A 25,380-nucleotide genomic window follows, 5' to 3' on the forward strand; every position below is an offset into this window, starting at 1 on the left:
AGCACCAAGCTGTTAATGCATATAGACTCGTAAAGCTTATGATGAGTAAGCCAATCATATAAAAGTCCATCAATCGAGCACCCTCCTTTATTTGGATGCTCTCATCATACTGACTTTCAAATTAATGTAGTGTTAGGAAATCGCTTTTTCTATTAAGAAACTATAAAGAGGGAAAATCTTAATACTTTCTTAATGGAAGATAACGCTATAATACAAATGAGGTGAAAGAGGATGGAAAATACACGTCCAACTCCAGAGACGTTTTTAGCGAGGCTTCAACAGGAAGAACAATTTGTAGGGAAGTTAAAAATCTTTCTTGGTTATGCTGCCGGAGTAGGTAAAACTTATGCAATGCTAGATGCAGCACAGCAAGCAAAAAAACTTGGTAAAGATGTGGTAGTTGGCTATGTAGAACCACATCCTCGTCCAGATACGTTAGCTTTACTCGAAGGACTGGAGCAAATTCCTACGAAAAAAATAATTTATAAAGGGAAACCTTTTCAGGAATTAGATATTGATGAAGTACTAAAGCGCAAACCAGAAATTGTCATTATTGATGAATTGGCACATAGCAATGTTCTAACGATGCGTCACAAAAAACGTTTTGGAGATGTAGAGGAATTACTTGCAAAGGGCATTCATGTCTATACAACCGTAAATATTCAACATATTGAAAGCCTACATGATTTAGTAGAAGAAATAACCGGAATAAAGGTTCGAGAGCGTATTCCCGATTATTTAATAGATCAAGCTGCACAAATAAAAATTGTCGATATTGAACCAGATGAGTTAATTCAACGCCTACAAGAAGGCAAAATTTATGTAAAACAACAAGCTGAAAAAGCGTTGCAATCTTTTTTTCGCAAACAAAATTTAGTATCACTTCGAGAAATTGCATTACGGAGAGCTGCAGATACGATTAACTATAAGCAAGTAAACAGCGACGAATCTATAAAGCATCCTGTACAAATCGAAGAGCATTTACTTGTGGGTATTAGTAGCTCTCCTACGAATGCCAAGGTTATTCGAACTACTGCGCGATTAGCACAGGCATTACATGGGAAATTTACAGCTCTTTACGTTCAAAACGTACAGGAGCATGACAGGAGTAACGCAAATTCTGAACGACTTCAGCAGCATATAAAGCTTGTTGAACAGCTTGGCGGCCATGTCGTAATTGTTCAGGAAGATGATGTAGCTGTCGCCCTTGCTAACTATGCACAAATTAGTGGTGTCACTAAATTAGTCATCGGTAGAACTAGCATGAGAAAAAAATGGTGGCGACCAAACACCAAAATTAGCGATCGACTCAACGAATTTGTGCCGAATTTAGCCATACATATAGTCCCTGATCAGGAAAACGAACAATTCTACTTCCCTACTGTAAAAAATAAGCTGTCATTTGAATGGCATGACTTATTAAAAATGGCTGTAGTATTTGGCATAGTATCAGTTGTTGGGCTATATTTTTACACAATTGGTGTTAGCGACTCGAACATTATCACTATCTACATTTTAGGTGTTTTAATTCTTGCCATTTGGTCATCAGGATGGATGATGAGCATTATTAGCTCCATCATAGCAGTACTACTTTTTAATTATTTTTTTACAGAACCACGATTTTCATTTAACGCCTATCATCGTGACTATCCGATGACCTTTGTGATCATGTTCCTTTCAGGAGTGATTACAAGTAGCTTAACGAAAAAAATAAAGGAGCAAACCATTGTCGCTGTTCGTAAATCTTATCGAATGGAGGTGCTCCTTGATACAAATCGTAGACTTCAACATGCTAAGTCAATAGAAGAAATTATTATTGAAGGCATGTCACAAATTGTTAAATTAGTAGAAAAACCAGTACAATTTTTTGAGATAGAAAATAACTTAATTGTGAACTCTATTTTTTTCCGTACCGAGAGCATATCTAGTATTGAAAATAAGAAGATAGCTTCCCTCTTTGAGAATCCGAATGAGCATGGTGTCGTAAGCTGGGTTATCAATAATAAGCATGTAGCAGGCGTATCCACTGACATATTTCCTGAAGTGAATGCCTACTATTTACCGGTTATTTCAAACGGGAGTGTTAAAGGCGTTATCGGTATTGCACTGTCAAAGCAATCACCATTACCTGCATTTGAGCGTAATATTTTGCATGCCATTATGAATGATTTTTCATTCGCACTTGATAAATGGTATTTACAAAAACTCAATGCAGAAGTAGCTAGAGAAGCTGAAATGGAGCAAATGCGAGCAAACCTTTTGCGCGCAGTTTCTCATGATTTAAGAACACCGTTAACTGCTATTTCCGGTAATGCAGATATATTACTATCTAGTGCATCTCAAATTCGAGAGGATGAAAAAAGCAAAATATATGAGGATATTTATAAAAATTCGAAATGGCTTGTACAAATGGTTGAAAACTTACTTGCTGTGTCTAAGTTAGAAGATGGCCAATTTGCAATGGAGATGCAATTGGAACTTGTAGAAGATATTATTCAAGAAGCACTAACGCATGTCGTTCGTCTAAACAATACACATGAAATATCCTATCAAATTGAACCAGAATTTTTATTTGCTGTAATGGATGCACGACTGATTATTCAAGTTCTAATTAATATTATTGATAATGCATTAACCTATACACCTTCAGGCAGTGTTATTACTATAAAGGTCAAAGAATGTGAACGTTTCGTCCACTTTAGCATTGCAGATAATGGCCCTGGCATTGACGATTCTATAAAAAATAACCTTTTTGAGCCATTTACTACCGGAAAAGTACAGCGGAGCGATAGTCGAAGAGGCTTGGGTTTAGGCTTAGCGCTATGTCAAACTATATTAAAATTACATGGAAGTGAAATAACAGTTTCGGATAATAAACCAAAAGGAACAATTTTTAATTTTTCACTGAAAAAAAGCCCTTTACCAAAAGTTAGAGATAACATTTATTAAACGTTTGTATAAGTTGATTGGAGTAGAAGATGGATGACATCTTGGGAATCAGTGCCACAGAGGATATCCTAAAGCGAGTGCCCCCAGGAAAGCACAAGCCGGCATTGAAATCAACGACACGTTTATGGTGATGAGCTAAAAAGGAGTAATGAATTTCGATGAATAAACGAATTCTAGTAGTAGAAGATGATATAGCCATTGGCAATTTAATTAAAATGACATTAACTACTCAGCAATATGAATTTGATATTGCTAGAGATGGTAATAGTGCTTTACAAAAGGCTCTTGCCATGAGTCCAGACGTTATTATTTTGGATTTAGGACTACCAGACATAGACGGTGTAGAGCTTATAACGAAAATAAGAAGCTGGACTCAAACTCCTATTATCGTAGTTAGTGCACGCGGCGAGGAGCACGATAAAATCAATGCTTTAGATGCCGGTGCAGACGATTATGTTACAAAGCCTTTCAGTGTTGAAGAGCTATTAGCCCGAATTCGAGTAGCTTTGAGAAGAATGTCATTTGAGCATCAGCTAGAAAATGAACCCTCTATCTTTGTAAATGGCCATTTACAAATAAACTACGCGGCAAATACAGTGTTTGTACATGACAAAGAAGTACATTTGACGCCTATTGAATATAAGCTCTTGGTTATTTTATCAAAGCATGTCGGCAAAGTTTTAACACATAATTTTATTTTAAAGGAAGTTTGGCATAACGCACTTCAATCGGATGTTCCAAGTTTAAGAGTTTTTATGGCTACTCTTCGAAAGAAAATAGAGGATAATCCAGCTAACCCAAAGTTCATCCAGACACATGTCCGCGTTGGGTACAGAATGCTTCGTTGTCACGATGAAGCATAAGGTTTAGCTATTCCAATATTACTTTAGACGGCAAACTTATTATTGATTGACTGGATAAAAAATGATAATATTTATTTGATAATGATTATCATCGACAAGAAAGTAGGTAGATCTTATGAACCTTCACGCTGTTCAATTGGGTGAAAAAGTTAAAGTGAAAGATCTACAGCAAATTGACACTCTTTTATGTAAACGTTTAAACGCTTTTGGTATTAAAGAAGGCTGTCAGGTTTGTATGATCCAAAAAGGATGGTTTTCTGGAGCTTGTATATTGGAATGTCAAGGACAGAAAATCGGGCTTAGAAAAAAAGATTTAATGGATATAAAGGTTGAACAAGTATGAGTAGATTAGCTTTAATAGGAAACCCTAATATCGGTAAAACATCATTGTTCAATACGTTGACAAATTCATATGAATATGTTGGCAATTGGAGTGGCGTAACCGTTGAAAAAAAAGTAGGACAAGTAAAAAAATTACAAAAAGAAATAATTGATTTACCTGGTGTCTATACGCTTAACCCTCTTTCAAAAGATGAAAGTGTTGTTACTTCCTTTTTACTGGAAGATCAGGTAGATGGAATTTTAAATATTATCGATGCCTCAAATTTCGAACGAAATATGCAATTAACAGTAGATATACTTGAACTTAGCAAGCCTGTTTTCATCTGTTTAAATATGATAGACGTAGCAAAAAAGAAAGGCGTCTCAATTGATGTCGAAAAATTACAAAGTTATTTAGGAGTACCTGTTGTTCCAATAAGTGCTCGTACGGGTAAAGGTGTCGAAGGTATTTATGCTGCTATTCAAGCCTCAGATCGTACTCAACAACGTTTTACATTAGCCTATGATGACGTAATTGAAAAAGGCATCTCAAAAATTGAAGCATTGTTACAGCATGTTCCTGAAGAACAAAGAAGATGGTGTACGATTCAATTTTTAATGGGAAATGACGCTGTTGACGCTTATTTGCAAGACAAGGAATACTTTGAAAAGCTAGCTACTGTGCGAGATGCTTTAGAGAAGCAAATAGGAGAACCATTAAATAAAGCTATTGCTAAAAAACGTGATTTATATATTTCTAACATCAATAGCGAAGTAATTATACAAGAGAAAAGTGAAACTCAATGGTCAGAGAAAGTTGATAAAATTCTAACACATCCAATTTTAGGTGTTCCGATTTTCCTAGCGCTTATGTTTTTAATGTTTCAAGCAACGTTTGCATGGATTGGTACCCCTCTTTCGGATTTCCTGGATGGCTTTGTAAGTGGCCCTCTTTCAGATGCTGTTACTCAGGGCTTAGAAGCTATTGGTGCAGCTCCTTTTATTGTTCATTTAATATGTGATGGAATCATTGCAGGGGTTGGCGGTGTTTTAGTTTTCATTCCGCAAATCTTTGTACTATTTTTCTTTATTTCACTATTAGAAGATTCAGGGTATATGGCGAGAATTGCTGTTGTAATGGATCGTCTTATGGAGTTTTTCGGTTTAAACGGTAAAGCCTTTATTCCGATGATTGTAAGCTTTGGATGCAATGTTCCAGGTGTAATGGCTGCGAGAACAATTGAACAGCCGAGAGAACGACTATTAACAATTCTTGTTGCGCCGTTTATGAGCTGCTCAGCAAGGCTACCTGTATATGCTTTGTTCGGTGCAGCATTCTTTTCTGCACATCAATCATTAGTAGTATTCTCGCTATATGTTATGGGTATTGTGGTAGCGCTTATTGTAACAAAAATATTATCAATGACGATTTTAAAAAATGAAACTTCCGTATTTTTCGTTGAGTTACCTGCCTACCATGTACCACAACTTAAAACACTTTGGCGTTCCACTTGGGAAAAAGGGAAAGGATTTTTCCGCAAAGCTGGTACTATTATCTTTGCTGGTTCCGTTATTATTTGGCTTCTTTCTTATCTTGGACCACATGGTGCTAATGTCAATATGGATGACAGCTTTTTAGCAATTATCGGGGGCGCTTTTGGTGTGTTGTTTATCCCTCTTGGCTTTGGAACATGGCAAGCCGGTGCATCCCTTATTGCTGGATTCCTGGCAAAAGAAGTAATTGTTTCGACAATGGCGATTATTTATGGCGTAAGTGAAGGTGTATTATCCGCTACAATGACAACTCATTTTACTGCTTTAAGTGCTTATACATTCTTGGCCTTTGTTTTACTTTATATGCCTTGTTTAGCAACAGTAGGCGCAATAAAAAGGGAAACACAGTCTGTGAAATGGACTTTATTTGCAACCATATATCCATTTGTTGTAGCTTATCTCATTGCACTTATGATTTATGGTATTGGGAATTTATTGATGTGAGGTGTAGAGGATGACTTTATTAATTAATATCTTAATCGGTAGTATTATATTTGGCTATGCTGGTATTACTTTATATAAAAGCATTAAGAAGCAGAAAAAGGGCAAATGCGCATCATGCTCATTACAGAAGAGTTGTTCCTCTAACGTTTGTGTCCCTCCTACCAAACTGAAAGATTTCACCACTAAATAAATATATAGCGAGGTAATTTCAAATGGAAAATTTCATTGGGAACTACCTCGCTTTTTTGTGAGCTTTTAGACTTAAAGTGCTTTCTTCTAAAGCTTAAGTATTAGAAACGTACTTTAAATGTTTCATCACCAAGAGTTAGGGTGATGACATTTGTTATAGTGTATAACCTATATATAAGCTGAGTGAGGGCTGGGCGCGACTCCTTGAGGATCAGCAATAGAGGAACGAAGGTGTTATCACATCCTGTGATAACGCCTTCGCCACCAACATCGTGTTATTGCTGCTGCCGCTCCGCATTCGCGGAAATAAACCCCACATTTTGGTAATGAGCGTTATATTTTAAATTTATTGATTTCTTCCTTCACGGACACCGCTTCTTCACTTAATGCCTTAGCAACAGCGTTAATTTCTTGAATAGTCGCAGCTTGCTCTTCAATTGTCGATGCTATTGTTTCAGACTGTTGTGCAGCATGCTTGGAAGAAGAGGACATTTCATTGACCGATGCTGCCACTTCTTCAGTACTCGCAGAAATTTGTTGCGTAGAAGCAGATACATCCTCGATTTGAGATGTCATATCACTAATCGCTTTTAAAATCCCATCGAAGGCATTTTGGGCATTCTGAATAAATGTGACACCTTCATCTACATTCAATACTGTTACATTTACGGCATTTTCTACTTCTTTCGTTTCTTGCTGAATAAGTGTTATTACATCTACTATTTGATTGGCAGAAGCTTTGGATTCCTCTGCTAATTTACGCACTTCATCTGCCACGACTGCGAAGCCATTACCATGCTCTCCTGCACGAGCCGCCTCAATCGCAGCATTTAATGCTAAAAGATTTGTTTGCTCAGTAATGTCAGTAATTACTTTCGCAATATTAACAATTTCAGCTGATTGCGTACTTAGCTTCTTAATACGTTCATTTGTTGTATTTGAAGATTGTTGGATAATTGACATTTGATTTTCTGCAATATGCAACGTTTTTTCACCATCATTTGCAATAGCTTGTGTGTCTACTGCTTTAGAATGAAGCATTTGAGTAGCCTCAGCAATACGGTGAACACCTTGAGCAGTTTCATCCATTGCTATCGAACTTTCACGACCTGTAACAGCTGCTTGGTTATCACTAATCGCCATTCTCTCTACAAGGTTTGCAATATCATGTGAGGAATTTGAAATTTCTTCTGTACTTGCTGCTAGTTCTTCAGCCGCTGATGATGAATGCTCAACATTTGCCGTCATGCTATGTATTAGTGAATGTAAATTAGACTTCATCAAATTAAAAGAATCAGCCAAATCTTTAATTTCATCCTTCGTTCTAACTTCGATATCCTTTTGACATAAATCACCTTTAGCAATTACCCTTGCTGCAGAAGTTAGCTTATTTACAGGGTCAACGATGGAACGTACAAATCTAAACCCAACTACTACACAAATCAATAAAATAATGCAGAACATCCATAAGAACCACTGTTTATTATTATTAATAAGCTTTTCAACATGTGCTAAAGAATTTTGCATGTCTGTAATGTTTTCTTGTTGAAACAAATCTACTTTGTCATTAATCTCAACTGAAGTAGTATCAAATTCAAGCATCATTTTATTCCCTTGCTCAGGCCCGTCTTGAATATAACTATGAGCCATTTTCTGACCAGTACTATAATATTCATCAAACGCTATTTTAATCGCATCTAATCTTTCCCGGTCTTCCTGATGCATTTTTTTCACTTGTTCCAAATCTTTATAAAAGATTTTGCTATATTCTTCTGCTTGCTCAAATCCATCATCTAAATTATCGAGTGCTCTTGTGGCACTAATATCAGTCAAATACTGCTGAACCTGTACAACTGCTAACTTCATCTCATCTGCTAATAACGTCGTTTGAAGTGTTTTTTCTTTCATCAAATGTACTTGTTCCAGTTGAGATTTAGCATTTTGTTGCTGAAATACCCCCATAATTAAAACTAATACTACGATAAGGCCAAACGACACTATACTCCTTACTTTAATTGACACAAAATACCTCCTATTTTTAACCTCTAATAGTTTAGTCTGATAGAAAATATTTTAATAATTTATTTACATTAATGTAACACATTTACCAAACTAACTTTCAAAATCATCATTTTTGTAACGTAATGATTTACCAACAAAACATTATACCTTTCTTATCGACCGGAAAAATGAAAAAATGTGTAGTTTTCAAGAATTTTTCACCACTAATTGACTACAGATGAAATAATAAGTAAACATTACAGGATACAGTGAATACATTTACAATGGATCTAGTTATTTATTTGTGCGTGTCGAACGCTAGCTTACCCATCTGCATATCATATTTATAATCAAGTATGTCATCAATGTTAAATCACTATCGAAAGGAGATCGTTATGGTATTTAGACCACAGTTTCCGATGTATCCTGGTGGCATGAGAATGCCCATGCAAATGCCAATGCAAATGCCGATGCAAATGCCAATGCAAATGCCAACACCTCCACAAATGCCACCGCAGTCCTTTTTCCCGCCTGGAGGCTTCCCAAATCAGCCACGAATTCCCGGTGGCTTCCCTATGTCCAGTGGAATAGGTTCATTTGGAGGACAAATGCCGATGCAGGAACCTTCAAAAATCGGTTCATTTTTGCAGCAGGCGAATAGCTTATTTAACTCAGCGAAAACATATACACCTTACATTCAGCAAGCAATGCCAATGGTAAAAAATATTCCGTCACTTTTAAAATTGTATAAAGGATTTCAAGGTCTTCCTGCTGCAGGAGCTGCCGCAGGGGCTGGAGCAGTAGCAGCTGAAGCAGCGGCTAGCGGAGCAGGTTCTACTAAAAGTCGAAAAGCGTCTCGACAAAATGGATCATTTACTCCCGCTGAACCACTTCCATCTAAGCCCCGTATATTCCAGCCGCCTATGTAGATGAAGGTTTCTTTGTATTCGCCGTCCCTGTCCGTTATAATGTAGATAGGTAAGCTTGAAAGGAGTCACAACCATGCAAGTATTAAAAATTAATCCACGTGGCTATTGCTACGGTGTTGTTGATGCGATGGTCATCGCTCGAAACGCCGCACTCGATAAAACATTACCAAGACCTATCTACATTTTAGGTATGATTGTCCATAATAAACATGTCACGGATGCCTTTGAAGCAGATGGCATCATCACATTAGATGGCGAGAATCGTTTAGAAATTATTAAACAAGTTGAAACTGGCACTGTTATTTTCACAGCACATGGTGTTTCACCTGAAATTCGTGAAATTGCGAAGCGAAAAGGCTTAGTATCCATTGATGCCACATGCCCTGACGTAACGGTTACACACGATTTAATTCGTGAAAAATCAGCAAATGGCTATGATATTATATATATCGGTAAAAAAGGCCATCCCGAGCCAGAGGGAGCAATTGGGGTTGCACCAGATCATGTACATTTAGTGCAATCATCCACTGATATTGATACATTAAATTTAACGAATGATAAATTACTAGTAACAAATCAAACGACGATGAGTCAATGGGATGTCGCTCATTTAATGGATAGTTTAAAAGAGAAATTCCCACATATTGAAGTGCATAAGGAGATTTGTTTGGCAACCCAGGTTCGCCAAGAAGCAGTTGCTCAGCAAGCTGGGGAGGCAGATTTACTTATTGTTGTTGGTGACCCAAAATCCAATAACTCGAATCGTTTAACGCAAGTTTCTGTTGAAATAGCAGGGACGCCATCTTATCGAATTGCAGACGTTTCTGAGCTAAAAGTTGAATGGTTAAAAGGAATTAATTCTGTCGCTGTTACAGCAGGTGCTTCTACGCCAACACCCATTGTAAAAGAGGTTATTTCATTCCTTGAGCATTTCGATGAAAATGATGAATCAACACATATCATTGAGCGTACAGTTACATTAAATAAAATTTTACCTAAAATTAAATCGCCAAAGCCTGTTGATAAAATTATGCCTTACTAAGAACAAATGCGCTAAAGCGCTCGTTTACATCCGACAAGCGCTGAAGAGCACGAAGCAAAAGTAAACGCCACCAGTTTGCACGAGGAATCGAAGCGACCTCGAGGAAGTAGCGCTTTAGTCTAGACGATCTATAGTAGAAAAAAATCCTGATTGTCTATGTTGACAATCAGGATTTCTCATTATTTACTAAAATAATAATTGACTGGACGACCAATACCACCATAATGCACATCCATCGTAATTTCCTCTTGCTTCTCTAAATAATCTAAGTATCTTCTTGCTGTTACACGCGCAATACCTACACCACTGGCTACTTCTTCTGCTGATGCTCCTTCTACAGAGTGCAAATAGTGCACCACTTTCTCTAGCGTTGCGCGATTAAAACCTTTAGGTAAACTTTTTTCTGACCGTAAAACGTTTGATTGCTGAGCTTCATTATGTCCTCCGTGATAATGGAATAACTGATCCAGCTCTCCTTGTGTTATTTCACGCTCCGATTGCATTTGCTTTTTAAAGCGCAAATAATTTTCAAGCGTTCCTTGCACTCGTTCAAATGAAAAAGGTTTCATAATATAATCAAAGACGCCAAGATGTAGGACCTGTTTTACAGTTTCCATATCATTAGCAGCTGTTACTGTAATTACATCTACCGGTAACTTGAGTTCACGAATTTTTCGTAAACTTGTCACGCCATCTTGCTCTGGCATGAAAATATCCATAAATACTAATTCTGGTTTAAGTTTTTGAATTTGCGCAATTCCTTCAACTCCATTTGAGGCTTGTCCAATTACTTCAAATCCAACTACCTTTTCAATAAATTGGCGATTAACCTCTCGCACCATTGGATCGTCCTCTATTAATAAAACCTTTGTTTGTGTCACTGTTAGTCCTCCATACACTTTGTTCTATCTCTATTTGTGCAAATTTTTACTTAAGGAAGCTATCTATGAGAGCGCCACACTGTTCCCATAGAAATTCTCGCTTCTATTTCAACGATTCATATTACATTACTCAAAGGATTGATCTTCATTACAACCAAGTGCTTTCTTAGGGACATCATGAGTCGTCCAGCATTTGTTAATGAGCCTATTAAGTATGGTAAAAAGTTATTAAAAAGCTTGTTCCTTTATTCGGTTCACTTATGACTTCGATTTCTCCCTTTCCTTTTTGTACAATTTCTTGTATTAGAAAAAGTCCAATGCCTCGACCTTTTTTCTCTTTTGTCGAATAGCCATTATCAAAAATATGTGCCTTGACTTCATTCGTCATGCCTATACCATTATCCGTTACTAATATTGCCAGCACATCCTCATCTTCATCAACAGAAACATGAATCATTTTTTCTTCAATTTGGACATCCCTTAATGCATCAAAAGCATTTTCAATTAAGTTACCAAATAAAATAACGAAATCATGATGATCTAAATTATTAGGAAATGTTGTCAAACGGCTTTCCCTGTCAATCTCCAGTAGAATTCCCTGTTCTTTTGCATAGGAAATTTTACTAAGCAATAGCCCGGAAATATTTTCATTTTTAATCCGTTCATTTAGAAAGTTTGTAATTTCATCATGTTCTTCTTTTACTTGTGTTAAGTAAGAAAGTGCTTGTTCATGATGTCCAAGTTGTAAAAGACCAGCAATTGTGTGCAATTTATTTTTATGCTCATGTGTTTGCACGCGTAATGCTTGTACAAATGCCTTAACACCCGTTAGTTCCTCTGCAAGCTTTTTCACTTCTGTACGATCCTTAAACATGGCTACAGCCCCAACCGTTTTTCCATTAACTTGTATTGGTATACGATTACTCATAATATTGTTTTCATTAATATAGAGCTCACGATTAAAAATGGGTTGATCTAGCTCCAATATTTCTGGTAATCGTGTATCAGGTAACACGTCAAAAATTTTCTTCCCTATTAATGTTGAAGGTTTTTTGTGAACCCCCAATATGTCACATGCTTTTTCATTAAATATTGTAATTGTCAAATCATTATCAATGGCAATTATCCCTTCATGCATCGCGTTAAATGTTTCGGTTCTTTCTACATACATTTTAGCAATTTCGTGGGGCTCTAACCCAAACATTTGCTTTTTCATATGAAGCCCTAATGTATGAGCCCCCCATGCACTAAAGAAAAGAGATAATAAAATAGTAATCATTAATTCTGTTTGAATAGATTGTAGCAACTCTGCCACAGTTAAAACACTATAGCCCACTACTACTACGCCTATTTGTTTACCTTCTTTACTCATGATTGGGACGAATGCTCGTACCATATCTCCATGTTCACCATGGGCAATGGATGTATAATAATGCTCAGAAAACGCAGCGTTCAGATCTCCTGACTCCGAGAGTTGCCCAATCTCCTCTGTATTTGGATGTGAGTACTTACGCCTTTGCATATCTAGTACAACAATATATTGTGCGCCATTTATATCACGTATTTCCTCCACTACAGGATTTATATATTTCGTAGCCTCGTTAAAATTTTTATTTGCTATGTAAGTTTTCAGTTCGGGAAGCTGTGATACTGTTTTTGCCACAAGTAAAGCCTGATCTCCAAGCTTATCCTTTTGCACAGTCATGACAAACCCTAGCAAAAATGTTCCACCTATACTAAAGGAGAGCATGAGAATAAAAAAAGTCAGAGACATAATTTTTCTCTTCATCGATATTTTTTGAAATTTCAAGATGTTCGCCTCCCTCTTACTATATTTTAACTTACTCCATATGTTAGAATAACAAAAACATCAGAAAATACGAATAAATTAGGTGTAATAGATGAAAAAATTTATTATTGGAACAATAGCAACCGTTTTATTGTTAACGATAGCGTTTGGTGTTCAACAAGGCTTACTATTCGCCAAGCCTCTGCCCTATGACGATGAGCAAAAAGGTTTGAATACGCAAATTACGATTCATTTAAGTCATGTTGTTGCTGAGAATACACCAAAAGGACAGGCGGCAAGTAAATTCGCCGAGCTTGTTGAGAAAAAAACAAATGGCAAGGTGAAGGTACACGTCTACCCAAACTCCTCCTTGTTTAATGATGAAAACGAGTTTCAGGCTTTGCAAAATGGACAAGTAGAAATGATTATCCCTACTTTCTCAAAGATGACATCCTATATACCAAATTGGCAGGTTCTTGATTTACCTTACCTTTTTAATACGGATGATGAAGTGCATGAGGTACTTACAGGTTCGATCGGTGAACAATTGTTAAATGAGCTTAAGCCTTTTCATATAAAAGGACTGGGCTTTTGGCATAATGGCTTTAAACATTTAACCTCTGTCGATCACCCTATTCATGCATTTGAGGATTTAAAAGGCTTACGTGTCCGTACAATGCCAAGTAAAACCCTTGAAAAGCAATTCGAGGTAGTTGGGGCTACACCAATCCCGACTTCTTTCAGCGAGGTTTTTACTGATTTAGAATCGAATACGATTAATGCTCAGGAAAATACAGCGTCAAATATTTATTCTAAAGGTTTCTATAAAGTGCAGAAGCATATGACATTAACTAAGCACGGCATTTTAGGATACGCTGTTTTAATGAATGACAAATTTTGGAGATCCTTACCTTCAGATATCCAACAACAGGTAATGGAGGCTATGAAAGAAACAACAGACTGGCAATTTGAACAAGCAGTAGAAATGAACGAAGAAGATTTGCAAAAACTTAAGCAGCAGGAAAACTTTGAAATCTATACGATGAGTAATAAGGAACGCCAACGCTTTAAGGACAAACTAGCGCCTGTTTATGATTTTTATAGAAACAATGTACAAGAAAATGATGTTTTATCAGAAATTGAAAAAATTGTTTCTCCTTAAAGTATTAATGTGCGATTCATACTTTTGTTCATTAATGATAAAATCCTCACTAGCGTGGGGATTTTTTTCTTGTGTATTATAATAGGTTCTAAAATTACAAAACTACTATAAAACAGCTTGAAACCCCTGATATCACTAGTTTTATTGATCTCCCAACTAAAATTGAACAAAATGAACAATAGAAACTTTACGGTCATAAAAACTATTGTCGGAAAATTTCAGCTAAGATAACTTCATGAAAGCGTTCACATAATATTCATAAACAGTGTTAGGGGAGAACTTTATGCGTATAAATTTTAAAAACTTAACAGTACAAGTCCTGATTGCTATTGTGCTAGGTATTATTGTAGGTGCTACGTTCCCTGAATTCGGAGCGAAGTTGAAAATATTAGCAGATATTTTTATTAAATTAATTAAGATGTTAATAGCTCCTATTATTTTCTTAACAGTTGTTATTGGAATTGGTAGTATGGGCGATGTAAAAAAGGTTGGTAAAATTGGCGGGAAGGCATTAATTTATTTTGAAATTGTCTCTACTTTCGCATTAGCGATCGGTTTAATCGTTGTCAATATTGTAAAACCTGGTAAAGGCTTTAATACAGCTGCTGCGAACGGTGCAGATGTTTCCCAATATACAGAGGCCGCAGCCGCTACAGAGCATGGTATTGGTGCATTTATCATGCAAATTATACCTGATAATGTTGTCGGAGCACTTGCAAATGGCGAGTTATTACCTGTTTTATTCTCAGCTGTTTTATTCGGCATAGCTGCTGCAGCTATTGGTGAACCCGCTAAACCAGTTATTAAATTTTTCGAACAAGTAGCAGATATATTCTTTAAAATTGTTAATATGGTCATGAAAGTTTCCCCGATTGGTGCATTTGGCGCTATGAGCTACACAATCGGAAACTTCGGTCTTAAATCACTAGGAAACTTAGGATTTTTAATGCTTTCCGTTTATATTACAATGTTTATCTTTATCGTAGTCATCATTGGTCTTATTACACGTTACTTTGGATTCAGTATCTTTAAGTTTATTAAATATATTAAAGATGAAATTTTTATCGTTATTGGAACATCATCATCAGAATCTGCCCTACCTTCGATGATGCGTAAATTAGAAAACTATGGTTGCTCTAAACAAGTCGTTGGGCTTGTTATTCCAACGGGGTACTCCTTTAACTTAGATGGTACGTCCATCTACTTATCTATGGCGGCTATTTTTATCGCACAAGCTTATGGGGTGGATTTAGATGTTTGGCATCAAATTACATTATTAGCTATTTTAATGCTAACATCTAAAGGTGCAGCCGGTGTAACAGGCTCTGGCTTTATTACACTCGCAGCAACATTAGCAGCATTCCCAATGATTCCAGTAGAAGGGATTGCCCTTTTAATTGGGGTCGACCGCTTTATGTCAGAGGCTCGCGCCGTTACAAACTTAATTGGTAATGGTGTAGCAACAGTTGTCGTTTCAAAAATGGAAAAAGAATTCGATCCAGAGCAAGAAAAACGTGCTCTTGCAGGAGAAGTCACAACCCAACAATAAAATGAAAGGCTGGCCGGTAGTGTGAAATTCACATTATCGGCCAGCCTTTTTCAGTGTTAAACTCCATATTCCATTTTTAAAAATCAAATGTACACCATTTGTTGCTTGCAAAAAAAATCAATCCAACTTTTCGAAACAACTTTATCGCCTATTTGAATCAAATATACCTCGGCAAAATTGCCGCTGTCGCTTCGCTTTCGAATCGGCTTTATGCTTATGCCAGTATAACCCTTCCTGATTTGAGGAAGGTATTAAATTAAAAATAATAAAGTAGTTTAATTCAGTGTTTGTTCTACAATAGGACTCTTAGCGAAATAGATCAATATTTAAGAATGTTGATCTATTTCACCACCTGCCTTTTTTAATGCTCTTTGAAGTTGATAAATTTTCATCATACTAATTAATCCAGTTAATAGGGCTCCCAATAGGACTGACCCAATAATGACGAGGATCAATGGCCATTCAGCTTTTCCAAATAAATAATTAACCGTTACCATGTCAACATTTATAACTGAAAAAACTGCGATAATTAAGATCACAATTAGTGCTAATATTAAGTTCCATTGCTTTTTCATAAGCCACCTCATTTATTTAACTATTCTACATTCACTATTATAGAATCAGAATTAGCTTAGGACAATCACTTATTTTACAGCAAGGGTATACACTGATAGACCTTTTAACCCTTTAGTTGGACCTCTTTAACTATCAAAATTTTTATTGAAGATGAAACTTAGAGTAAAGCTTCTCCGTATAGTAAGTAGATTGGAGGCTTTTTTATGACTACATTTACCCTTACCTACCCAAAAGCTTTCGAAAGCTTTTCAAATATCCCTATTGTGAATGAACAACATGAGACAGTTTGTGTGCTACAAAAGGTTGAACGTTCATCCGTTGGAAAAGTAATCAATGCTGTTATGCTAGTTGCTGCACAACAGTCATTACCACATCACTATGAATCACGCACTACTTTAGGGGCACCACTTTTTCAAGTGCAATCTACACTATTAACCAAGGGTGTTAGCCATCAGCTTATTATACCAGATGGATCCATTTTACCGATACAACGGAAGACGGTTCAATTACTTGAATCTTCCTACTCTTTTACAATGGATGGACTCGTTTTTCGCTTTGAAAAGGATTTTACTTCAACCGCCTATTTATATTGTAATGATGAAAAAATAGCAAGCGCTAGTAATATAGAAACTGAGCTTGTGCGTACTGGTATAGCTTTTAAACTGTTTAACTCTGACGATACTCTCTTTGTTGCTTTGCTAGCAACTCTGTATCAAGCATTATTTTCTATGAGTAATTAGGTGACTATATACATATACGTTTTAAATAGATGATGAACAATAAAAACTCCTATATATTAGGAGTTTTTTTGCTTACTTGTCGCGGATTTCTCATAAAAGCTAGCTCTTTTATGCCTTTTATTACTGCTAGAATCAATCAATATCTTCCGGGACACGAAATAAATTCGCTTTGTTTTGACCATTTTACGCCGTTCTTCTATAAAAGGAGTACACTAAAGAGGTAGAAATACTATACATTTGGAGGCATTTAACATGGATACAAAAGCAGCAGACATTAAAAATTTAATGACGCTAGATTTACTTGTTCAAATTCTAGAGGAACGCGGTATTATGACAGAAAGAGAGTTACAAGAACGTCTCACTAATAACGTTAAACTTTCCTCTATGGATGCAAATTTAAAAGAAAAAGTCATTGAAGAAATAAAACATTAATGGAATGGATGGCATTTCAAAAAGGGGCCGCTTCTTAAGTAATAAAATGTTTTTTAGCGGCCCTCTTTTTTATATTTGCACATTTAGCTCCTTCACATATACAGCGGTTCCTGAAATAGAAATAGTCAATTTGCCCTCATCATTTTTTACATGTACATGCACACGCCCATCCTTCCCAAGCTCCTGCCCTTGTTCAATAATTAGTGTCTTCGGCAATTGTGCTTGTCGATCCATATACCCTGCAAAATATGCTCCCATAACACCAGAGGCTGTACCTGTAGTTATATCTTCAATTGTTCCAGAATAAGGTGATGAAAAATGTCGTGCATGCATATCTGCATACTTATCAAATGCCTCTAAGCAAAAAGGATGCACGGATGCTTTTGGCATTTCTTCAAGGACATCCGGAAAATCTGCAGTTTGCGGAGTCATTTTTTCAAAGTATGATAAATTTTTTATAGGTACTAGCAATGTCCAAATTCCTGTACTTCCATAGACTATCGGTAATTCAGGATGTATCGCTTCCTCTGTTAGTCCAATAGATTGTGCAAGCTTAGATTTTGAACCGTTGTTAAATGCTTTAAATTGAGGTGCTGCATGCTGCATAGTCATATGAATTTTCCCTTTTTGTTCTTTTATCTCAATTGGGAGAATTCCTGCTTTCGTTTCAATAGTCAGTTTTGACTTATCTCCTAGTAAACCTTTTGTTTTTAGTGCATATATCGTTGCCATTGTTGCATGTCCACATAAATTCATCTCATGCCCTGGCGTGAAATAACGTATACGTAAATCTGCTTTATCCGATTTTAACGCAAAGGCTGTTTCATTGAAGCCCACTTGCTTAGCAATAGCCTGCATTTCTAATTCACTAAATTGATCTGCCTCTACGACGACACCTGCTGGATTTCCCATATTAGGTATCGTGCTAAACGCATCATAATGATGGACGGTAACCCTTTTCATTTTCTTTTCCCTTCCTTTATTTAAGTTTTACATCAAAGCTTGGCTACTCTAACTGGCGTGTATTACAAAGCCTTTCTGTTCCTAAAATTTTATCCTGCGGAACAAATTTGTCTATCCTTACTCGGCGGTTATCTCCTATTCCCTTACATTAATAGATACGAATGCACTGCATAAAAGTTCCATTTTTGCTAACATTATTAAACCATTCTTAGAAAATACCATCACAAAGAGACCTTTTAAAAAATTCTAGTATAAGGTAGCATCAAAACTCTATTAGATTTCATCTTTCTAAGTTTTGAGCCATACTTTACTCAGACATAGGCCCCTAAATGCATAAAAAAAGCAATATGCACTTTTTTACTGTACATACTGCCTAAGCCTCTATCGAATTGTTTTTAAAGCCGTTGCCCAAGGGATAAGTTGATCTAGCATTTGATTTACTGAATCTGCTTGCACATCCTTTGGTTTAAATACTGTGCCGTTTTCGAAATCTGTAAATAAAGATAAAGCAGGATGGACGCGGACATCTGCGACTAATAATTCACCAAGAATTCCACGTAAATGTTCAGCAGCTCTTGCTCCACCAACAGAACCGTAAGAAACAATACCTGCAGCCTTATTATTCCATTCCACGCGTAAGTAGTCTAATGCATTTTTTAATGCCCCAGTAATAGAATGGTTATACTCTCCAACGATAAAAACAAAGCCATCACATGCAGCAACTTTTTGTGACCATGTAGCTGCTCCTGAAGCATCCCCACCTGGTTCGCCTAGAAGTGGTAGTTTATAATCCGCAATATCAATAATTTCATATTCCGCATCACCGCGTTTTCCAGCGACTTCCTTTACCCATTCGCCCACTTGTGGACTTAAACGACCTTCACGCGTACTCCCTAAAATTACCCCTATTTTCAACATGTTGTTCCTCCTTCATTCATCCCTCTAATGTGACCGAATCATTCATTTCATACTAAAAACAGTTCTCTTAGCCATGTTGTACAAAGTTAATGAACCATGTTTTTTACTTCGAATTAAACTATCTTTAATCCAAGATAAAAATATCATATATTTATAAAAATTTCCAGTTATTTAATTCGGATTAATTTATTTTATTTTAATCGGTCTTTCTAATGCTGCAAGTTCATCCTCAATCGATGCATATTGTCTCTCTACAACATATTTTGCATCCGAGATAGCCGCATTATAAATATGTGGAGCAATATTTTCCTTTATAAAGTCTAATATTCTTTCTGCTTCAAATTCTGTAATGTCCTCATCTCGATTATTATAGAAAAAACGTTGAATATCAGCGATTATTGTTTCCTGTTGTTCTTTTGTTAAACGAATAAACAATTCAATGCTCTCCTCTCATTCCAATATACTCACCTATCATAACACTCTGAAATTAATCTATGCATACACAAAAAGAATGAATTATATTAACTATAGCCTTTGTATAGTGTTGAAAAATAAATTAGTCAAGAAAACTTCGGTGAACGTGTAAATAAGGAGGACTTACTTTCCCGGCTACTTCAAACAAGCGTAGAACTTTTATAAATTTCACCCATTTTTTATACTATAAAAGTGACCAACATCCTGTTGCTGCCGCTATGTTACACTACGCTTTCGCACAAAAATCATCTGTTGCTGCCGCTACGTTACACTACGCTTTCGCACAAAAATCATCTGTTGCCCCAAGCGGCTCACCGGACGCCCCAGGAAGCTCTGCTCTGCGCAAAAGCGAAGCGTTAACGGCAAATGTTTTCTGTAGCGAAAGCAAAGCGACAGCTACAAATGTTTTATCTGTGCGAAAGCAAAGCGACAGCAACAAAGCGCCCAGCTGGAACGGAAATCAGCCGCTATTTTTGCCGAAAATCATACTTTATTTAATAGGACACCTTAATTTCTTTGATACAATAGTTTTTCAACAACACAAAAAGACTGAATTATATTTAGTACGATAATTCAGCCTTGTTATTATTACTGTTTACATTTAAATGAATAGTTTGTTGATAGAAAATTCTTTTCCTTTGAGACGATGGCTTCTCCACCGTCTTTTTCGCATTGCTCTGTCATAGTATCAATTTTTCTGGCATTCATCGTATTCGTCATCAATGTCAAACCTATCCCAAACACAGCAATCAGCAAACCAACCATCATCCATAACTTGCCGGCCTTATTGCCGGCAGGTCTTTCATTCGCCATAGATATTCCCCTCTCTTACACGAATAAAAACGGTTCTGTATGAATAGTAGATTGTACAAATTCAACAGAGTATTTTTTATCCTCACACATTCTTGCCATCTTGTTAGCTACTCCTGCAATCATCACTTTCTCCACATGATGTCCTGGATCTACGATTTGTAGACCAATTGCTTGAGCGTCCTGTGCAGTATGGAAATACATATCTCCTGTTAAAAATACATCTGCGCCAGCACGTTTCGCAGAATAGATATATTTATTGCCGTCGCCACCGACAAGCGCAATTTTTTTCACCTTCGACTGTAAATCACCAACAACGCGGACAGCGGGTACGTCTAGCTGCTGTTTGACGAATTGCGTAAATTCATGAAGAGTCATTTCTTGTGGTAAGTAACCAACTCGTCCTAAGCCCATTACATTCGTTTGCTGGTCTAAGCGAATGATATCATAAGCTGGTTCTTCATATGGATGTGCGTTTAACATTGCCTTTAATAGACGATTTTTTATAGATTCCGGAAATACAACTTCTACCTTCACTTCTTCTTCAACATGTAATTCACCAATAGAACCCACATGTGGATTTGCACCTTCTAGTGCACGGAAACGCCCTTCTCCTAATGTAGTATAGCTACACGCTTCATAATCTCCAATACGACCTGCTCCTGCTTTTGCTAATGCCTCACGTAAATCATTGGCATTTGTAGTCGGTATAAAAACTGCTAGCTTCAACATATTCTCCGCATATGTTTCTTCTAAAATAGAACGGTTTTCAAGCTGTAGAGCATCCGCTAGTAAATCGTTAACACCGCCTTCAGCTACATCTAAATTCGTATGTGCAGCATAAACGGCAATATCATTTTTTAGTAGCTTTTCATATAAACGCCCAGCTGGATTGTCCGTACGAATATTCGAAAGTCGTCTAAAAATCGGAGGATGATGCGCTATTATTAGCTCACATCCTTGTGCAATAGCTTCCTCAGCAACTGCTTCATTAACATCTAATGTGACCAATACTTTACTAACAGGTTTATTTAATGTACCGATCGCAAGACCAATTGGGTCATTTTCCATACATGCTAGTTTTTTAGGCGACCATGATTCGAACAATTGTATAATTTCCTGACCGTTAACTGTTTTCATCTCATAGAACCCCTTCCACTAAATTGAGTAGAGCTACTAACTCTGCACGTTTTTCTTCAATTTCAGGTGTTTGATCTGCCCCTTCAATGGACTTTAATACACGCTGCCAATTTTCTTTTTCACGTGACCATTTTTTTATAAATGATGGTGATTTTCGTTGCATTAATTTCGGACCAAATAAAATTTCCGGTTCCGATAACGTCATTGTGCTTCTTTGCAAAACAAGAATTTCATAAATTTTTTCGTCTTCCTCTAAAATTTCTTCGTCCTGGATTGACCAATTATTTGCTAATGCCCATTCGCGAATCACTTTAGCATGAATATTTGGTTGCAAAATAAGCCTTGTTACCCCTTGCAATTTTTCAGGATGCTTCTCCAAAATGGAAACAATAAGAGGTCCACCCATTCCAGCAATCGTAACTGTATCTACATGGTCAGCTTCTTCAACAGCCGCTAAGCCATTCGCGAGCCGTACTGTAATTTTTTCTGTTAAGCCTTCTTTTTGCACTTGTCCAACTGCTGATTCAAATGGTCCTTTCACAACTTCCCCTGCTATTGCGTAAGAAGCAATACCTTTATGAATTAAGTAGCATGGCAAATATGCATGGTCGCTACCAATATCGGCTACAACTGCACCAGAGGGTACATATTTTGCTACTGTTTCTAATCGCTTTGATAATTTTTGTGCGTTCATTTATTTTTACCGCCTGTCTTAAATAGTGTTCTTTCTTAGTATGTATGATGTCGTGAAAAAAAACAAATGGAGTTGACTCAAATTTTGAGCAACTCCATTTTTCATTAACTGAAATGGAAATAAATAAATTGTAGCTGTACCGATTACGATTAAACGCTTTCAGTACAGCTACTTTTTTAGACTATTTTAGAGTTGAAATGTACTTAGCGATTGCTTTCGCTTCCGCTTCGTTTTTCATACCAGGCGTCATTGGAGTTCCTGGGATTCCGTTTGTTAAAACATCTACGATACGAGCTTCATCTTTGCCGTGTAGATTTGGACCCATACCACCAGTTAAGTCAGTACCATGACAACTAACACAAGATTGTACTAATGCAGAGTCATCAGTAGCTTCTGTTTTTTCGCCACCACCCTCTTTTTCAGCAGTGATTTCCTTTTTGTTCTCTGCGCCCATTAAAGACATAAAGAAAATAAGACCAATACCAAATGCTAAAATTAAGATGTAAGGAACGACTGGATTGTTTTTCATATGTTTCCCCTCCTCATTGTAAATCTACTTCTATGATAATATAGAATCAGTCAACATCTAATATTGTACTTCATTAACCATAAAACGAAAAGCCTATTCGCTAAGTTTTCCTTTGTTTGTAACAATTTCGACATTTCTGTAACTATTGGATAAAATATGTCTTGAAATCCCCAATATTTGGACTATCCATTATCTTTTGAACGACTTCCTTACACGCTGTTATCTTTCCTCTCTTTGCACAGTCATATACCAAGAAAACCAAAGTTCTTTATGTAATAATCCATTAGCTAAATAAGCTATACGATTATAGTCTTCACCAACAGAGTGTAGGCTCAATTACAGTCACAATTTTAAAACAAAAAAGAATCCGTTAGCTATTGGAAAGCAAACAGATTCTTGTCTTTGTCAGCGAAACTATTTTACAAAATGAGTTCCTATAATAAGTTTATGATATAATAGCTAATCAATGCCAGTAAACCTAGGACACCTGAGACCGTAAAATAAAGTAGCTTCATTTTTAAACCTGACCAAAGCCAAACCCCGCAGTTTGCTGCAATCAAGCAAAATAATGCAATATTATTGCCATTAAAATATGTAGTGTAAATTCGAATAGACATACTAAATAATAAAACAGCACCTAATAAATGGAAAATAGGGGCTAAAAGATCCTTTTTTCTTGCCATTCGAAATGCCGTCAAAAATAATATCACCGCAGCTATGCCAACTACAACCGTTAAAATTATCATTAAAGAAGATATTGTAAAATAAATAGACAGCAACGTAATCATTGCAATACATATACCTGCAATTATAAGTAGCAGCCTTCTCTTTTCTGAAGGTAATATAGCCTGTTTATGATGTATTGGTTCTAACTCCTCTATATCTGACCCCTCTGCATATAGAGCCGCTAAAAAATCACAGTAATGCTCTGGTAATAGTTTATTTTGCTTCCAAAACAAAATCTCATTCAAAATTATTTTTTTTCGAGGATTTGTCATAGTGTATACTCCAAACATTGCTTAATAATGGTTGTTATTACAATTTTATCTTAAAATTGTTAATAACACATCTGTATAAAGTAGCAAAAATAATCAAGATTCACTCATTCTAATTACTCGCTATAACATTTATCGAAAAAATATTTACTATGTTTAGTATGTTCTAGGGAAAATGATGAAAATTTTGCGCGGGTATTTACTTCACGTTCACAGGTATTCTCCTATTTCATGCGAATATAATAATAGGCTTAAAAAAGGGCTATCCAATTAGTCATTACTAATTAGATAGCCCAACTTTTTATCTTTATTCTAAGAAGTCTTTTAAACGTTTGCTGCGAGAAGGGTGACGTAGCTTTCTAAGAGCCTTAGCTTCAATTTGGCGAATACGTTCACGTGTTACACCAAATACCTTCCCTACCTCTTCTAATGTACGTGTGCGACCATCATCTAAACCGAAACGTAAGCGAAGGACATTTTCTTCACGGTCAGTTAATGTATCTAGCACATCCTCTAATTGCTCTTTTAACAATTCATAAGCTGCATGGTCAGATGGAGATTGAGCTTCTGAATCCTCAATAAAGTCTCCTAAATGTGAATCATCTTCTTCTCCAATTGGTGTTTCAAGAGATACTGGTTCTTGTGCAATTTTTAAAATTTCACGTACTTTTTCAGGTGTTAAATCCATCTCCTCACCAATTTCTTCTGGAGATGGCTCGCGACCTAAGTCTTGTAGTAATTGGCGTTGTACACGAATTAATTTATTAATTGTTTCTACCATATGCACTGGAATACGAATTGTACGTGCTTGGTCCGCAATTGCACGTGTAATCGCTTGGCGAATCCACCATGTTGCATACGTGGAAAATTTAAAACCTTTACGGTAGTCAAATTTCTCAACTGCCTTGATAAGACCCATATTCCCCTCTTGAATTAAATCAAGGAATAGCATTCCACGGCCAACATAGCGCTTTGCAATCGATACAACAAGACGTAAGTTCGCTTCAGCTAGGCGTTTACGTGCTTCTTCGTCACCTTGCTCAATACGCTCAGCTAAGGCAATTTCTTGCTCGGCAGAAAGTAAATCAACTCGACCAATTTCTTTTAAATACATACGTACAGGGTCATTTATTTTAACACCTGGTGGTACACTCAAATCATTTAAATCAAAAGTCTCTTCGTTTGCTTCTTCTTTCATTAAGCTTTCTTCTTCAAACTCTTCTTTTCCAATGATTTGAATGTCTTTAGCCTTTTCAAGATCCTCAGCAAAGTGGAAAATCTCTTCGTTCTCCAATTCATAAGGCGCTAGTTTCTCTGAAATTTCTTTCATAGAAATTTCACCTTCTGTTTTTGCTTTTTCTTGTAGTATTTTTTTTGCTTCATCTAATGTAATTTCTACTTCTACCTCTTTTGAACGTTCTGACTTGTCCGCCATA

24 protein-coding genes are annotated in these 25,380 nt (G+C 36.5%); 11 read left to right on the forward strand and 13 right to left on the reverse strand.

Translation table 11 applies throughout. The features are described from left to right. The first annotated feature begins 231 nt into the window (after nucleotides 1–231). The 5 genes from C7Y47_RS16800 to C7Y47_RS16820 all read left to right on the forward strand — a co-directional run bounded on the left by C7Y47_RS16800 (nucleotide 232) and on the right by C7Y47_RS16820 (nucleotide 6,321). Nucleotides 232–2,949, forward strand: coding sequence for a sensor histidine kinase (locus tag C7Y47_RS16800; protein ID WP_142509833.1), 2,718 nt, complete (start codon nucleotides 232–234; stop codon nucleotides 2,947–2,949). Between the two features lie 158 nt (nucleotides 2,950–3,107). After that, nucleotides 3,108–3,812: a response regulator transcription factor gene (locus tag C7Y47_RS16805; RefSeq protein ID WP_142509834.1), complete on the forward strand. Its 705-nt coding sequence runs from the start codon at nucleotides 3,108–3,110 to the stop codon at nucleotides 3,810–3,812. Between the two features lie 115 nt (nucleotides 3,813–3,927). After that, nucleotides 3,928–4,155 carry a FeoA family protein gene (locus C7Y47_RS16810; protein WP_142509835.1) on the forward strand — a complete coding sequence of 76 codons (228 nt, stop codon included), beginning with the start codon at nucleotides 3,928–3,930 and terminating at the stop codon, nucleotides 4,153–4,155. Then, the gene (gene feoB / locus C7Y47_RS16815) at nucleotides 4,152–6,131 is read left to right on the forward strand and encodes a ferrous iron transport protein B (protein ID WP_142509836.1); all 1,980 of its coding nucleotides are present in this window, start codon (nucleotides 4,152–4,154) and stop codon (nucleotides 6,129–6,131) included. Before C7Y47_RS16810 ends, feoB begins: the two co-directional genes overlap by 4 nt. A 10-nt stretch (nucleotides 6,132–6,141) precedes the next feature. Further along, nucleotides 6,142–6,321, forward strand: a complete 180-nt coding sequence (locus C7Y47_RS16820) for a FeoB-associated Cys-rich membrane protein (RefSeq protein WP_142509837.1) — start codon at nucleotides 6,142–6,144, stop codon at nucleotides 6,319–6,321. Nucleotides 6,322–6,653: 332 nt separating this feature from the next. Here the strand turns inward: C7Y47_RS16820 and C7Y47_RS16825 are convergent, their stop codons facing one another. Further along, the gene (locus C7Y47_RS16825; RefSeq protein ID WP_142509838.1) at nucleotides 6,654–8,342 is read right to left on the reverse strand and encodes a methyl-accepting chemotaxis protein; all 1,689 of its coding nucleotides are present in this window, start codon (nucleotides 8,340–8,342) and stop codon (nucleotides 6,654–6,656) included. A 374-nt stretch (nucleotides 8,343–8,716) separates the two neighbouring features. Between C7Y47_RS16825 and vrrA the strand changes: the two genes are divergently transcribed. Together vrrA and C7Y47_RS16835 are read left to right on the forward strand one after the other, a co-directional pair. Next, nucleotides 8,717–9,250 carry a VrrA/YqfQ family protein gene (gene vrrA, locus C7Y47_RS16830; RefSeq protein WP_142509839.1) on the forward strand — a complete coding sequence of 178 codons (534 nt, stop codon included), beginning with the start codon at nucleotides 8,717–8,719 and terminating at the stop codon, nucleotides 9,248–9,250. 73 nt (nucleotides 9,251–9,323) lie between these two features. After that, nucleotides 9,324–10,292, forward strand: coding sequence for a 4-hydroxy-3-methylbut-2-enyl diphosphate reductase (locus tag C7Y47_RS16835; RefSeq protein ID WP_142509840.1), 969 nt, complete (start codon nucleotides 9,324–9,326; stop codon nucleotides 10,290–10,292). A gap of 179 nt (nucleotides 10,293–10,471) precedes the next feature. Here C7Y47_RS16835 and C7Y47_RS16840 read toward each other — a convergent pair whose 3' ends face one another. Together C7Y47_RS16840 and C7Y47_RS16845 are read right to left on the reverse strand one after the other, a co-directional pair. Then, the gene (locus tag C7Y47_RS16840) at nucleotides 10,472–11,173 is read right to left on the reverse strand and encodes a response regulator (RefSeq protein WP_142509841.1); all 702 of its coding nucleotides are present in this window, start codon (nucleotides 11,171–11,173) and stop codon (nucleotides 10,472–10,474) included. 208 nt (nucleotides 11,174–11,381) lie between these two features. After that, nucleotides 11,382–12,962 carry an ATP-binding protein gene (locus C7Y47_RS16845; protein WP_436970117.1) on the reverse strand — a complete coding sequence of 527 codons (1,581 nt, stop codon included), beginning with the start codon at nucleotides 12,960–12,962 and terminating at the stop codon, nucleotides 11,382–11,384. A gap of 112 nt (nucleotides 12,963–13,074) precedes the next feature. Here C7Y47_RS16845 and C7Y47_RS16850 point away from each other — a divergent pair, with 112 nt between their 5' ends. Both C7Y47_RS16850 and C7Y47_RS16855 read left to right on the forward strand, forming a co-directional pair. Further along, a complete protein-coding gene (locus tag C7Y47_RS16850) occupies nucleotides 13,075–14,124 on the forward strand; it encodes a TRAP transporter substrate-binding protein (RefSeq protein WP_142509843.1) in 1,050 nt (349 codons plus the stop codon). 283 nt (nucleotides 14,125–14,407) lie between these two features. Beyond that, entirely contained in the window at nucleotides 14,408–15,673 is a 1,266-nt protein-coding gene (locus tag C7Y47_RS16855) for a dicarboxylate/amino acid:cation symporter (RefSeq protein WP_142509844.1), read from the forward strand. 326 nt (nucleotides 15,674–15,999) lie between these two features. On the opposite strand, the gene C7Y47_RS16860 is transcribed toward C7Y47_RS16855, so the two are convergent. Then, on the reverse strand, nucleotides 16,000–16,248 hold the full coding sequence (locus C7Y47_RS16860; protein WP_142509845.1) for a LapA family protein: 249 nt from the start codon (nucleotides 16,246–16,248) through the stop codon (nucleotides 16,000–16,002). 204 nt (nucleotides 16,249–16,452) lie between these two features. On the opposite strand from C7Y47_RS16860, the gene C7Y47_RS16865 reads away from it, so the two are divergent. Both C7Y47_RS16865 and C7Y47_RS16870 read left to right on the forward strand, forming a co-directional pair. Continuing rightward, nucleotides 16,453–16,989 (forward strand): tubby C-terminal domain-like protein, encoded by a 537-nt coding sequence (locus tag C7Y47_RS16865; RefSeq protein ID WP_142509846.1) that lies wholly within the window; start codon nucleotides 16,453–16,455, stop codon nucleotides 16,987–16,989. Between the two features lie 252 nt (nucleotides 16,990–17,241). Beyond that, nucleotides 17,242–17,421 (forward strand): hypothetical protein, encoded by a 180-nt coding sequence (locus C7Y47_RS16870; protein ID WP_142509847.1) that lies wholly within the window; start codon nucleotides 17,242–17,244, stop codon nucleotides 17,419–17,421. 69 nt (nucleotides 17,422–17,490) lie between these two features. Here C7Y47_RS16870 and C7Y47_RS16875 read toward each other — a convergent pair whose 3' ends face one another. The 9 genes from C7Y47_RS16875 to rpoD all read right to left on the reverse strand — a co-directional run bounded on the left by C7Y47_RS16875 (nucleotide 17,491) and on the right by rpoD (nucleotide 25,379). After that, the gene (locus C7Y47_RS16875) at nucleotides 17,491–18,384 is read right to left on the reverse strand and encodes a PhzF family phenazine biosynthesis isomerase (RefSeq protein WP_142509848.1); all 894 of its coding nucleotides are present in this window, start codon (nucleotides 18,382–18,384) and stop codon (nucleotides 17,491–17,493) included. A 381-nt stretch (nucleotides 18,385–18,765) separates the two neighbouring features. Next, complete coding sequence (locus C7Y47_RS16880) at nucleotides 18,766–19,302, reverse strand: NADPH-dependent FMN reductase (RefSeq protein ID WP_142509849.1); 537 nt, start codon at nucleotides 19,300–19,302, stop codon at nucleotides 18,766–18,768. A 186-nt stretch (nucleotides 19,303–19,488) separates the two neighbouring features. Beyond that, nucleotides 19,489–19,737 (reverse strand): DUF2164 domain-containing protein, encoded by a 249-nt coding sequence (locus tag C7Y47_RS16885; RefSeq protein ID WP_142509850.1) that lies wholly within the window; start codon nucleotides 19,735–19,737, stop codon nucleotides 19,489–19,491. Between the two features lie 627 nt (nucleotides 19,738–20,364). Next, a complete protein-coding gene (locus C7Y47_RS16890; protein ID WP_142509851.1) occupies nucleotides 20,365–20,589 on the reverse strand; it encodes a hypothetical protein in 225 nt (74 codons plus the stop codon). A 15-nt stretch (nucleotides 20,590–20,604) separates the two neighbouring features. Then, nucleotides 20,605–21,726, reverse strand: coding sequence for a Nif3-like dinuclear metal center hexameric protein (locus C7Y47_RS16895; protein WP_142509852.1), 1,122 nt, complete (start codon nucleotides 21,724–21,726; stop codon nucleotides 20,605–20,607). A 1-nt stretch (nucleotide 21,727) separates the two neighbouring features. Next, nucleotides 21,728–22,420 carry a tRNA (adenine(22)-N(1))-methyltransferase gene (locus C7Y47_RS16900; RefSeq protein ID WP_132356811.1) on the reverse strand — a complete coding sequence of 231 codons (693 nt, stop codon included), beginning with the start codon at nucleotides 22,418–22,420 and terminating at the stop codon, nucleotides 21,728–21,730. Nucleotides 22,421–22,601: 181 nt separating this feature from the next. Continuing rightward, nucleotides 22,602–22,949, reverse strand: a complete 348-nt coding sequence (locus tag C7Y47_RS16905; RefSeq protein WP_132356812.1) for a c-type cytochrome — start codon at nucleotides 22,947–22,949, stop codon at nucleotides 22,602–22,604. Nucleotides 22,950–23,383: 434 nt separating this feature from the next. Further along, a complete protein-coding gene (locus tag C7Y47_RS16910) occupies nucleotides 23,384–23,947 on the reverse strand; it encodes a hypothetical protein (RefSeq protein ID WP_142509853.1) in 564 nt (187 codons plus the stop codon). A gap of 304 nt (nucleotides 23,948–24,251) precedes the next feature. After that, nucleotides 24,252–25,379: an RNA polymerase sigma factor RpoD gene (gene rpoD, locus C7Y47_RS16915; protein ID WP_049663796.1), complete on the reverse strand. Its 1,128-nt coding sequence runs from the start codon at nucleotides 25,377–25,379 to the stop codon at nucleotides 24,252–24,254. Between the last annotated feature and the right edge of the window lies 1 nt (nucleotide 25,380).

This window comes from Lysinibacillus sphaericus (assembly GCF_006864135.1).
Taxonomy (GTDB): Bacteria; Bacillota; Bacilli; order Bacillales_A; family Planococcaceae; genus Lysinibacillus.